The sequence below is a fragment of the Streptomyces sp. NPDC000345 genome, from assembly GCF_042898825.1.
GTDB lineage: Bacteria > Actinomycetota > Actinomycetes > Streptomycetales > Streptomycetaceae > Streptomyces.
Window position 1 is genome coordinate 336,569 of sequence record NZ_JBIAZE010000006.1, and the last position, 13,382, is coordinate 349,950.

Annotated in this window: 4 protein-coding genes; 3 read left to right on the forward strand and 1 reads right to left on the reverse strand. The window is 69.1% G+C overall.

Going from position 1 to position 13,382, the window contains the following annotated elements; genetic code table 11:
- Positions 1-152: 152 nt before the first annotated feature.
- Positions 153-3,632, reverse strand: a complete 3,480-nt coding sequence (locus ACFY30_RS17385; protein WP_390846027.1) for a DNRLRE domain-containing protein — start codon at positions 3,630-3,632, stop codon at positions 153-155.
- A gap of 397 nt (positions 3,633-4,029) precedes the next feature.
- Here ACFY30_RS17385 and ACFY30_RS17390 point away from each other — a divergent pair, with 397 nt between their 5' ends.
- The 3 genes from ACFY30_RS17390 (at position 4,030) to ACFY30_RS17400 (ending at position 13,297) form a co-directional block, all read left to right on the forward strand.
- The gene (locus tag ACFY30_RS17390) at positions 4,030-12,285 is read left to right on the forward strand and encodes a DNA/RNA non-specific endonuclease (RefSeq protein WP_390846127.1); all 8,256 of its coding nucleotides are present in this window, start codon (positions 4,030-4,032) and stop codon (positions 12,283-12,285) included.
- Positions 12,282-12,821 carry an SMI1/KNR4 family protein gene (locus ACFY30_RS17395; protein ID WP_390846028.1) on the forward strand — a complete coding sequence of 180 codons (540 nt, stop codon included), beginning with the start codon at positions 12,282-12,284 and terminating at the stop codon, positions 12,819-12,821. The genes ACFY30_RS17390 and ACFY30_RS17395 overlap by 4 nt, the downstream gene beginning before the upstream one ends.
- 98 nt (positions 12,822-12,919) lie before the next feature.
- On the forward strand, positions 12,920-13,297 hold the full coding sequence (locus ACFY30_RS17400; RefSeq protein WP_390846029.1) for a VOC family protein: 378 nt from the start codon (positions 12,920-12,922) through the stop codon (positions 13,295-13,297).
- Positions 13,298-13,382 lie beyond the last annotated feature (85 nt).

Consider the following 13,382-nt stretch of genomic DNA (forward strand, 5'->3'; position numbering starts at 1 on the left):
ATGACGAGGGTGATGAATAGCGGCTCCAAGAGGGGTGGCGGCGGACCTGCCGCACGAGAAGTCGCCCTCCCCGGCCGTAGCAGAAGCCGGCGCGGCCCCCCGTTCCGCGGAACGGGGGGCCGCACTTGTCGTGTCCTGCCGGAGGGCCGGTGTCAGCCCAGGCGTTTGACCGTGTCCCAGCCGCTGGACCTCAGCGTGGTCGAGGAGCCGATGGTGGTGGCGTGGCCCTCGTAGAGGAGGAGGGCTCCGGCCGCGTTGGTCGTCCAGATGTCGGGCACGCCGTCGCCGGTGGCGTCGGGGGTGCCGTAGATCAGCGGGTAGGCGGCGTAGGTGAAGGTGCCGGAGGCGTAGGTGTCGTCGCCGTCCAGGCTCGCCGCGGACGTGCCCAGGCTGGCGAGGACCGTGCCCTCCCCGTCGCTGTCGAGGATGCCCTTGCGCAGGACGAGGTTGCCGGCCGAGGTGCGGTACGTCATGTCGGCCGCGCCGTCCGCGTTGTAGTCGGCGATGGCGACGAAGTCCCGCTCCTGGTCGCCCCAGGCGGAGGAGGTCATCTTGGTGGCCTCGCTGAAGGTGCCGCCGCTGTAGCCGCTGAGGATCCACAGCTCGTTGCCGGCCGCCCCGCCGGCCACGAACAGCTCGGGCTGGCCGTCACCGGTGATGTCGCCCGCCGACTTGATCTCCGAGTAGGTGGAGGGGGCGGGGGCGTTGGCGGGCAGGCGGATCTCGATGCGCTTGCTGACGTCGATCGCGCCGTAGCCGTCGCCGGGGTAGAGGAACAGGCGGCCGTCGGGGGTGCGCACCATCCAGTCGGTGACGCCGTCGCCGGGGGCGAAGTCACCGTTGTGGGTGACCAGGGCGTAGGTGCTCGTACCGTCCCAGATGTGCGGGGCGGTGCCGCCGTCCTTGATCAGCGTGCCCTTGTTGTGGGTGCCGAAGGCGCTGGACACCCATGCGCCGTCCTGGGACACCGAGTCGATCCAGAGGTTTCCGGCGGCGGTGACATGGGCGAAGTCGGCGTCGCCGTCCCCGTTCAGGTCACCGGGGCCGTCCGCGGTCGAGCGCGGCTGGACGTAGAAGAAGTACTTGCGGGCGTTGGGAGAGGCGTTGCCCGCCGAGTCGACGGATTTGACGTACAGGGTGTTGGGGCCTGCGGCCGGGGGCTTGATGCCGGTGATGGTGGCCGTCTTGATGGCCGTGGTGCAGGACTTGGTGGGGCCGCCCGAGGTGCCCTGTGAGCCGCCGGCGCAGGCGTAGCCGGCGTAGTCGGTGGCGTTGATGGACCAGATGAACTTCACGATGTCCGTCTCGGAGGACGAACCGACCGCGAAGGTGAAGCTGCCGCTGTTGCCGAAGGGCTTCGAGGACCAGACGTCCGGCTCGCTGTCGCCGTCGTCGTCACCGGGGAAGTCGGTCGAGACGACCGGGGCGGGGGAGTCGGGCAGGTCGGTGTCGTAGGTGAAGCGGCAGACGCCGTCACCGCCGGTGGGTGCCCAGCCGCTGCTCACCTTGGCGTCCCAGCCGCGCACCCGCCAGGAGTAGGTGATGCCGGTGGACAGGTACGACCTGATGGAGATTCCGCCGACCTCGCCGTCGTCCACGGCCTTGGTGAAGGTCCTCTTCGTGGTGTCGGACTTGCCGGTCTGCCAGAGCTCGAACTCCAGCTTGGCCAGGTCGCTGTCCGGGTCGGTGGCCTTGGCGCTGATGGTGATGGTGTCCGCCTTGCCGACCTTGATGTACGGCGAGGCGCTGGTGTCGCAGGAGCCGGGGCTCATGGTGACGGACGTCGGCGTGTTCGGCTTCCGGTTGTACGTGATCGCCAGCGACGGGGAGCCGTCGCCCTCGGCCTTGAACTTCTTCCAGGAGTACGTGTCCGTCTCCAGGCTGCTGGAGGAACCCGTGGGCGCGGAGGACGAAGTCGAGGCCACCAGACCCACGTTGAAGCTGGTCAGGCCGTCGTCCGCGGCGTCCTGGGCGAGCGAGGTGACGGTGAAGTTGACGTAGGCGTCGGGGCAGGAGCTGTTGGACTTCCAGCCGTAGGCGAAGGACTTGGAGGTGATCTTCCGCTTCCAGTCGGGCTGGCGGTTCCAGGTGGTCTTGGAGCCGAAGTCGCCGGTGCGCCACAGCTGGACCGTGCGCTTGCTGCACGACCAGGAGTGGGTCTCCAGGACCTTCAGGGTGGCGCTGGAGACGTCCGCGCCCTTGATGGAGTTCTTCAGCTTCATGCGGAAGAACGAGCGGGCCGTGCCCCAGGTCTCCCGCTCGAAGCCGACGCGCGCTTCCTTGGTGTCCTCGTTGTAGTTGGCGCCGTCGTAGAAGCTCGATCCCGGGTAACGCTTGTAGACCGTGGTCCAGTTGGCGCGGATGCCGGTCGTGGAGGGGTCGAGGAACAGCGGGTAGGTCAGGTCCTCGGTGTCCGCGAGGTAGGCGCCCGGCGGGGTGATGGTGAGCACGCCGTCCTCGAAGGCGGCGGCGGCGTTCGCCGCGTGGGCGCCCTCGCCGGGGCCGTTCACGGCGGGCAGGGCGAGGGTGTCGCTCGCGGCGGCGGGCACTCCGTAGGCGGCCTGGTCGGCGCCCGGCTCGGTGGTCCGGGGCGTGTCCGGGTTCTCGCCCGGCACCTCGTCGGCCGGGATGTCGTCGGGGTTGTCGCGCGCGGGAGCCTCCTCCACGACCTCGGGGTCCTCGTTGGTGCCGGTCGCGGCCTCGGCCTGGGTGTCGCTCGCCGCGGTGTCCGTGTCGTGGGTGCCCGCGGAGTCCCACAGGAACGGCGTGGGCGAGACGGCGATCTCGGCGCCCGCGCTGTCCCTGGCCATCAGCACGTCGGTGGCGGGGTCGAGGGTGAAGGAGAGCGTGGCGGAGGTGACGCGGTAGCGCGGCGGGTCGGCGGCCAGTTTCTCGGCGGCCTCGGGGGTGTGCACGACCAGGACGTGGGTGAATCCGGTGTCCCGTGCGGAGAGCATCAGGTCGACGCCGGGCAGGACGCCCTCGTACAGGGCGCGGTTGTCCTCGACGACCGGCTCGGGCAGGGTTCCGGGCCACTCGAAGCGGATGTCGTGGTCCTCGGCGGTCATCGTCAGCAGCGGGGTCCACGAGGTCGCGTCGGCGGCCTGCCGGGCCGTTCCGCCGGTCGTGCCGGTGCGGAACACCGCAGGCCGGACGGCCGTCCCGGACGAGCCGGCCGCCGCCTTGCGGGCGGTGCCGCCGCCCTTTCGGCCTGCCGAGAACGTCACCGGGTAGGGGCTGTTGACGGTGTGCCAGCCCTTGTCGTCCTGGCGCAGACTGGTGTCGATCTTCGCCCATTCCCCCTTGGCGTTCCTGGCCCGCACGGGGGCGACGGACGCCGTGTACGTGAACGTTCCGTCGGGGTTGGCGTAGGTGGTGGAGAACTCGTCGGTGAGCGTGGCGACTTCGACCTTCTTGCCGCTCTCGCGCGCCCGGAGCTGGGCCTTGTCCTCGTCGACCGGCTTCGCGGCGCGCTCGGCCCCCGCGTCGGCGGTGTCCGGGCCGTCGTCCCGCAGGGCGAGCGCCGCGGCGCCGCCGGCCAGCACCGCCAGCGCGACGGCGGCGGCCAGGGCGCGTCGAACGCGCCGTCTGGCGGGGCGACTTGGTTCCGTGGCGGTGTCGAGGTCGCTCAAGGGCCCTTCTCCAACAGGCTGGGCCGCGGTGCGGCGGCGCCGCTGCGGCGTGGCTCTTCCGGGGTGCCCTCGGGCTTGGTGACAAGCCGTGACGAGCGCGCGACGCGTCGGATTGGGCGGTTGGAGTATGAACAGCTCTTCCCGGCCAGATCAACACCCTTCCCTCACGGCGAAGTTGGCGAGGTCCGTGCAACGAGTCCTGGAAGACTTCTGGTGTGATTTTTTGCCATTCTTTGTCTTGCTTTGATCAGTGACATAGCTAACACAGATTCAGCACACCTTGACGTGGATCTTCACGGTGTCTTTATTTCGTGCTCAGTCTGTAAGTCATTGATCACCATGCGCCATCGGTCCGAGCGTTCCTGATGGTTCGTGACGGGGAAGGGTCGATTTGGCCGTGCGTACGGTGCTGTCGTGGTCAGGAAGGGGCTCACTGGCGAGAACGCCGCGTGAGCGCCTGGTCCGTCGCAGAACTCGGGCCGGTGTCATCGCCGGTCTGTTCCTCGCCCTCAACGTCACCCTGCTGCCCAGCGCCGTGGCGTTCGGCCCCGACGACCCGCGCACCCCGGTGGACCTCGCCGAGCTGCAGGAGACGGACGCCGTCCCGGCCGACGACGACCTGACCGACAGACTCGAGGAGCTCTCCGGCTCCGCCGCGACCGAACCTCAGCAGAAGTACGCCCCGGCGGCGGTCGCCGAGGTGCCCGCGGCTTCCGGCACCAAGGCCGTCGACAACCTGACGGCGGGCGGTACGACCGAGGTCGCCAAGTCGGCCGACGGTGCCCTGAGCATCGGCGTCGGCGCCCCCGACGGTGCCACCTCCGCGCAGGTCGACGCGCTCGAAGGCCAGTGGAGCGTGGCCGCCGCCTCCGAGGACGAGGCCGTGGCCGACGGTGCCCAGGGTTTCATGCTCGCGGTCGACGCGCCCGACACCGCCACCGGTGACGCGGTCGTCTCCATCGACGCCACCAAGCTCGCCGAGACCTACAGCGCCCAGTGGCTCGACCGGCTTTCCTTCACCCTCATGCCGGCCTGCTACACGACGACGCCCGACCTGGAGGAGTGCTCCACCGGGATCCCGGTGACCACCGACGTCGAGCGCACCGGCGACAGCGTCACCGTGCCGCTGGACGCCGGCGACTCCTCGGGCTCCGAGGCGGACTCCGGCGAGGACGGCGCGAGCGACGAGGTCGTGGGCTCCACCGACACCACCGCCCAGGTCCCCGAGACTCTGGTCAACGTCACCCTGGACACCGCCGATCTGCAGGCGGTCTCGGCCGCCGCCTCCACCGCCAACAGCGCGGTGAGCAGCGGCAACGACTCCGTGGTGAGCTCGGCGGTGTGGCACGCGGACAGCGCGGCCGACGCCGTGCGGCAGATCGCGGACTCCTCCGGCGGCGGCCTGCTCGTCGGCAGCTCCTACGGCGCGGGCGCCGGCGGTGACTTCTCCGCCAGCCCGATCGTCTCGGCGGGCTCCTGGACGGCGGGCGGTTCCTCCGGCGCCTTCTCCTACTCGTACACGATGGCCACCCCGCAGGTCCCGGCAGGACCGGCGCCCAACGTCACGCTCAGCTACAACTCGCAGACCTCGGACGGGCGTACGTCCTCCACCAACAACCAGGTCTCCTGGGTCGGTGAGGGCTGGGACTACAACCCCGGCTCCATCACCCGTACTTTCGTGGGCTGCGCCGCCGACACCGCCGACGCCAACAACAAGGACCACTTCACCGGCGACCAGTGCTGGGGTTCGTACAACGCGGTCCTCTCCCTCAACGGGACCACCACCGAGCTGGTGCGCGACGACACCACCAAGGAGTGGAAGGGCGCCCGCGGCGAGAACATGCGGGTCGAGCTGCTGACCGAGTCCGACTACAAGAAGGTCATCGCCGACGCCCTCGGCGTACAGACCTCGGACATCGGACACAGCTCCAACAACGGTGACAACAACGGTGAGTTCTGGCGTGTCACCACCGACGACGGCACCCAGTACTACTTCGGCCTCAACCGCCTGCCGGGCTGGTCGTCCGGCAAGTCCGAGACCAAGTCGGTGCTGAACGTGCCGGTCGCCGGCAACCACGACAGCGACCCCTGCTACCAGACCAAGTTCGCGGACTCCTTCTGCGACCAGGGCTGGCGCTTCCAGCTCGACTACGTCGTGGACACCACCGGCAACGCGATGTCGCTGTGGTGGGAGAAGGAGAAGAACGCCTACGCGCGCAACATGAAGGAGGCCAAGGCGGTCGAGTACGACCGCGCCGGCTGGCTCTCCCACATCGACTACGGTCAGCGCGCCACCACCCTCTACTCCGAAGAGCCGCTCGGCCGGGTGAGGTTCACCGCCCGCGAGCGTTGCTTCGAGGACCCCGCCCTGAACGTGGCGTGCTCGAACAGCAACTTCGACTCCAAGCAGTCCGACCAGACCCGGCCCTGGTTCGACACCCCCGCCGACCTCGCCTGCGCGAGCGGCAAGAAGTGCACGACGTACGCACCCACCTTCTGGTCGCGCAAGCGCCTCGCCTCGGTCGACGCCTGCACCCAGCGCGAGCAGGGCGTGAGGCTGACCGAGTACACCTCGGACGCCGACGGCAACGAGACCGGCCAGCGCAACGCCTGTGGTCTGGAGGGCGACTCGGCGACCACGACGCTGCTGTCGAAGGTCGACTCCTGGGGTCTGAAGCAGTCCTTCCCGTGGAACCTGACCGGTGAGTACACCGCGCTCTGGCTGGAGTCCATCACCCGCACCGGCTACGCCGTGGACGGCTCCACCGACCGCCTGAACCCGGTCTCCTTCGGCCACAACGAGACCGCCCTGCCCAACCGGGTCAGGAACGGCTCCTCCGACACCAACCCGCTGTTCGCCCGGCTGCGCATCCAGGACGTCGTCTCCGAGTACGGCGGCCGCACCCACGTCGACTACAAGGCCCCCGAGGGCAAGTGCCTCACCGGCGCCGACCGCCCCACGATCGACAAGAACCACTCCCTCTGCTACCCGGCGTACTGGCACGCCGACGGGGAACTGGAGGACAAGCGGATCTCCTGGTTCCACAAGTATGTCGTCTCCAAGATCACCGAGTTCCCGCGTCTGGCCGACGCGCAGGACATCGTGACGACGTACACGTACGAGACGGACGACGACGCGGTCGACGGCGCGCTGTGGGCCAAGAGCCAGTCGGAGTTCTCCCGTCCCAAGAAGCGCACCTGGGACGACTTCCGCGGCTTCCCGCTGGTCACCACGACCACCGGCACCACGGACGCGGTGGGCGGCAGCGTCGCCTCCAAGTCGGTCACCCGCTACTTCCGCGGCATGAACGACGACGTCCTCGCCGACGACACCCCGGAGAAGGCGTCCGACGACGTCAAGCGGTCCGTCGTGACGACCGACGTCACCGGCGCGACCCTGGCGACCGACCGCAAGGCGTACGCCGGCATGGTCGCGGAGTCGCTGACCTACCCCGACGCGTCCGCGGACACCGCCACCGGCTGGGTCGCCCGCAGCGTCAACTTCCCGGACGCCCCGGTCCGTCTGGCCACCCGCAACCGCACCGACGGGCCGGACGTGGTCTCCGAGCGCGTGACGCTCGGCAAGACGTCGACCATCTCCAAGGCCTCGGGCAAGGCCGCGGACGGGCTGACGCTGCACACGGTCACCTCGGAGACCGACTACGACCCCACGTACGGTCTGCCGACGAAGGTCCGCGAGTACGGCGACACGGCCGTCTCCGGCGACGAGTCGTGCACCGCGACCTCGTACGTCGACAACACCTCGGGTACGAACTACCTGGTCGGCCTGGTCGCCCGTACCGTCACCACCACCGGCACCAGCACCTGCTCCACCGACCTGTCCAGCTCCACGGGCTCCACCCTGGTCAGTGCCTCGCGCATGTTCTACGACGGGGCGACCTCGTCCACGGCCACGCCCAGCAAGGGCCTGGTGACCAGGACGGAGGCGCCGACCGGGGCCGGCACCGGCTGGGAGACCGCCAACCCCGAGTCGCGCACCGAGTACGACTCCACCGGCCGCGTCACGAAGGTCACCGACCCCACGGGTGTGTACAACACGACGACGTACACGCCGTCGAGCGGTCAGGTCTACAAGATCGACACGGTCACCGGCAACAAGGTCGTCGACGGCGCCGTGGTCGCCGGCTACACCGACAGCACCGTCCTGGAGCCCGGCCGCGGCGTCACCATCAAGTCCACGGACGCCAACAACCGCAGCGAGACGTACGAGTACGACCCGCTGGGCCGCGCCGTCGCCGCCTGGGACGCCACCCAGTCCCCGACCGACGACCCGACGGTCCGCTACACCTACAACATCGACCTGAAGAAGCCGGTGTCCGTCGTCACCGAGTCGCTGTCGGGCAACCCGTCGGACGCGGCCGGTGACGGCACGTACAAGGTGTCCACCGCGATCTACGACGGTCTGGGCCGTGAGCGTCAGACGCAGACCCCGGCGGTCGGCGGCGGCCGTCTGATCACCGACACCCTCCACAACAGCGCCGGCCAGGTGCGCTACACCCGCAACGCCTACTACATGGACGGCGACCCGGGCACCGACCTGGTCGTCCCCGCCTCCGAGTCCCTGGTCCCGAACGCGACCTCGTACACCTACGACGGCCTGGGCCGTGTGCTCACGGTCACGCCGGTGCACACCTCCTACCCGCAGACGGGTGAGTCGTTCACCAACGCCGGCAAGACGGTGACCACCACCGACCGCCGCACCCGCTACGAGTACGGCCTGGACTACACGGTGGTCCGCCAGCCCAAGGGCACCCCCGCCTCCCGGGTGTGGACGGACGCGCTGGGCCGCACCACCCGCCAGGACACCTTCAGCGACGCCTCGCTGTCCGAGGCCGGCGCGATCACCACGAGCTACGAGTACGACCTGCGCGGCGACATGGTGACCAGCACCGACGACGTCGGCAACACCCGGACGTGGAAGTACGACGCGCTGGGCCGGGTCACCGACACCACCGACCCCGACACCGGGGCCACGCACACCGACTACGACGCCTACGGGCGGGTGGACAAGGCGACCGACGCCCGCGGCCAGACCGTCTCCTACACCTACGAGCGCCTGAACCGCGTGGAGCAGGTCAAGGTCACCCCGAAGGGCTCCACGACCTCCACCCTGGCGCAGACCTACGCCTACGACGGCGCGAGCGGCGGCAAGGGCCAGCTCTCCTCGGCGACCCGCTACACCGACGGCAAGGCCTACACCACGACCATCGGCGGTTACACGGCCGACTACCAGCCGACCGACATGACCACGGCCCTGCCGCCGGGGTCCACCGCGGGCCTGACCGCCGACGGGTTCGCCACCCAGTACAAGTACACGTACAAGTACAACGACGACGGCCAGCTGGAGACCTACACCACCCCGGCGGCCGGCGGTCTCGACGCCGAGGACGTGATCACCCGCTACAACGAGGCCGGTCTGCCGACCTCGGTCTCCGGCAAGGACTGGTACACCTCCGAGGCCTCCTACTCCCCCTACGGCCAGGTGCTGCGCTCCACCATCGGAGAGCAGGGCCACCGGCTGTGGCAGGAGAACACCTTCAACGAGTCGACCGGTGAGCTGCTGACCAGCAGGCTCGTCCGGGAGGCCGCGACCCCGGACACGGCGGTCGTGCCCGGCAGCGAGGTCAGCAAGCGCTCCTACTCCTACGACGCGTCGGGCAACGTCCTGTCGGTCGCGGACCGCATGGGCACGAGCACCGACCAGCAGTGCTTCAAGTACGACGTGCTCGGCCAGCTGAAGGAGGCGTGGACGACGCCGGGCGGCGGCGCCTGTGTGGCCTCCGGCAAGACCACCGCCGAGCCGGTCTACTCCGACAACACGGTCAACGTCTCCTCCAACAACGACGGTTACTGGCAGTCCTACGACTACGACGTCCTCGGCAACCGCTCCAGGAAGACCGTCCACAAGGCCGACCCGACCTTCACCTCCGGGACACGCGACACCAAGGGCGACGTCGTCACCGACTACCTCTACGGCACCAGCGACACGGCCAAGAACGACCAGCCGCACACCCTGACCTCGTACACCACGTCGTCCACGACGGCGGCCGGCGCCGCGGTCACCACCCGCTCCACCCAGACCTACGACGCCGCCGGCGAGATGGAGACCCGCTCCACCGGCGGCGACACCGCCCAGACCATGACCTGGACCTGGGACGGCAAGGTCGAGTCCGTGACCGGCTTCGGCACGGACGGATCCGGGGCCTGGGTGGGCACGGGCGACCTGTGCCTCGACCTGGCCGGCTCCAACACCACCGCCGGCACCGCCATCCAGATCTACGTCTGCAACGGCAGCAAGGCGCAGAACTTCCGCGTCCAGGCCGTCGACACCAACAACGACGGCACGGTCGAGGACGCCACGATCGGCCAGCTGGTCGTGGGCGGGGTGTGCGCCCAGCCGAACGGCACCGCCGCCGGCTCGGCCGTCCTGGTCCAGGCCTGCGACAAGGCGGTGGCGGCGCAGCGCTGGCAGACCCTGAGCACCGGTCAGATCAAGCACGTCTCGACGGGCCTGTGCCTGTCGGCCCCGGCGTCGACGGTCGGCACGGACCTCACGCTGGCCACCTGCGCGTCGACCGCGGCCACCCAGCTGTGGAAGCCCGCCTCGAAGACGACGTACGTCTACGACGCGATGGGCAACCGCCTGCTGGAGCGCACCAGCGCGGGCGCGGTGCTGAACCTGCCGGACACGAAGGTGTCCCTGACGACGGCGGGCAAGGTCCGCTACGCCGAGCGCACCTACGCCGGTGTCGGCGGCCCGTCGGTGACCCGTTACCGCGAGGGCTCCGCCACCACGGCCGCTGTCAGCGAGCACCTGTTCGCCCAGGCGACCGACCTCAACGGCACCCCGCTCGCGGAGGTCCGCCTCGACGGCGGCATGTCCGTGCGGGTCGCCAAGCGGGACCCGTGGGGCGAGGACCGGGCCGCGAACCTCTCCCCGCGCTCGCACACCGGGTTCCACACGGGTGACGACGACTCGGAGACGGGTCTGACCCACATGGGCGCCCGCGAGTACGACCCGGGCACGGGCCGCTTCATCTCGGCGGACCCGGTCCTGGACGACAGCGACCCGCTCCAGGCGAACGGCTACTCGTACGCCAACAACAACCCGGTGACGCACTCCGACCCGTCCGGCCTGACCTCCTCGGCCTCCAGCTTCGACGCGTCGATCGCGGCGCTGGACGCGAAGATCGCCGAGTACCAGAAGACGCTGAACCGCTCCATCGGCGATGTGATCCTCGCGACCGGCTGGGCCGTGTTCAAGGAGTTCATCGGCTGGAACGACGTCGTCGGCTGCTTCACCCAGGGCGACCTGTGGGCCTGCGGCAGCCTGTTGATGGACGCCATCCCGTGGACCAGCGTCTTCTCCAAGGGCAAGAAGATGTGGCGCGCCTTCAAGGGCACCATGAGCGCGGTCAAGGCGTTCAAGGCGGCCAAGCGCGCGGCCGAGATCGGCATGAAGGCCGCCAAGGCGGCCAAGGCAGCGCTGATCAAGGCCAAGAAGGCGGCGGAAGCCGCTGCGGCCGAGGCGAAACGCAAGGCTCGTGAGGCCGCGAAACGCGCCGCGGAGGCGGTGAAGAAGAAGGCGCAGACGGGCTCGAAGGGCGCCCGGGGCAACCCGGTCCAGGTCAAGGCCCGCACCCAGGCCCAGTCCAAGGGCTCCAAGGGCGGCGGCAAGGCCGAGAACAAGTCCGGCGGGTCTCGGAACGGGTCGGGCAAGGAGGACTCGGGCGGTGGTGGCGATGGCGGCTCGGGCGAGACGTGCAACAGCTTCACGCCTGAGACGCGGGTTCTGATGGCTGATGGTTCCACCAAGGCGATCAAGGATGTGAAGGCCGGCGACAAGGTGATGGCCACCGACCCGGAGACGAATGAGACCCGGGTGGAAACGGTCACCGCCGAGATCAAGGGCAAGGGCGTCAAGCACCTGGTCAAGGTCACCATCGACACCGACGGCAAGAAGGGTTCGAAGACGGCTCAGATCACCGCGACCGCGGGTCACCCTTTCTGGGTCCCCGAGCTCGGTGAGTGGATCGACGCGACCCATCTCCGGCGGGGCGAGTGGCTGCGGACCGGCGCCGGCACCCTGGTCCAGGTCACTGCCGTCGCCCGCTGGACGGCGCTGGACGCCACCGTTCACAACCTCACCGTCAGCAGCTTGCACACGTACTACGCGCTGGCGGGTGCCACACCGGTCCTGGTCCACAACTGTGATCCCTACGGTGACCTCGACGAGCATGGCCGTGCCACTGGCGTTCACGTCACCCTCACGCAAGCCAACATCGGTGGAAAGACCGATCCCTCGGTCGACCCGGCCGGCTGGGTAAGCGGGATGGGATACAACAGGGCGCACCTCTGGGGGGCGCAGCTGGGTGGGTCGAACAAGGACCCGAGGAACTTCGTCACCATGCATCAGTACGCCAACAGTCCGGTCATGCGGCGAGTCGAGAATCAGGTGCGGAGAGCTGTCGAAAAGGAGGGGCAGACCGTGCAGTACAGTGTCACCCCGATCTACGCCGATACCCCTGGGCTCGGTCCCGCGAACCCGTATCCGCTGGGCGTGACGATTCGCGCCAACGGATCGGGAGGACTGGACATATTCCAGACGATTCTGAACAGGCCGAAACCGTGAACGCACACGTCGAGCGACTGACCCGCATGGTGGCACCGCCCGAAGGCGCTGTACGGCGCGCGGACTGGGACGAGATGGTCCGCGCGCTCGGGGTCGGGCTGCCGGGCGACTACCGAGCATTGATCGACACCTACGGTGGTGGTCGGTTCGATGGTTATCTGTGGCTACTCGAGCCCCGGTGTGCCAACCGGCATTACGACTTGCTCCGGTCCGTCGCCGAACGTGACGAAGCGTTTGAGATGTTGTGGGACGACGGGGAGCCGAAGCCGGCTCAGCTGGAAGCGCCGGACACCCGGGTCATTCCCTGGGCTTCGACGGACAACGGGGAGTTTCTCTACTGGCTCGTTCGCCCGGGGAGTCACCCCGATGAGTGGACTGTGATGGTGAACGAGGCCAGGGGCGATTGGTGGGAGCACTTCGAGATCGGTTGTGCTGAACTCCTCGTCCGGCTGCTGGCCGGAGAAGTCCGGTCGGAAATCCTGTCCAGTTCCTTCCCCATGACGGTGCACGAGTTCCGGGCTTCTGGGACCTTCTGAGCCGGCTCGGAGACACAGCGCCCGCTGCGGGGAGAATTCGAGAGGGCAGCGAGCGCCTGTTCGCCCAGGCGACCGGGCGCTCGTGAGACGCTGACTTCGTGATCGCCAAGCTGCAGTGTGTGGTGCTGGACTGTGCCGATGTCGTTGAGCTGTCCCGGTTCTACCAGTCGCTTCTCGGCGGTGCGGTGAACCAGCCGGATCCGCGGTGGTCGCTCGACGACGGCTGGGCGACACTCCACGCCGACAGTGGGTTCGTGCTGGCCTTCCAACGGGTGGAAGATCATCGGCCGCCGCGGTGGCCGGATCCCGCCCGGCCCCAGCAGTTCCACCTCGACCTGGGGGTCAAGGACCTGGACCAGGCCCAGGAGGAGGTCCTCAAACGGGGCGCCACGCTGCTCGACGAGGGTGACGGAAAGCGGAGTTGGCGCATCTTCGCGGATCCCGCCGGACACCCGTTCTGTCTCGTCCGAGACTGACAGGGGGACACCGCAGCGCGCCGCCACTGTTGATCATCGTGAGTTGTGTGCGGCTGGTGCTGGGGCTGCTGTCATACCTGCCGCG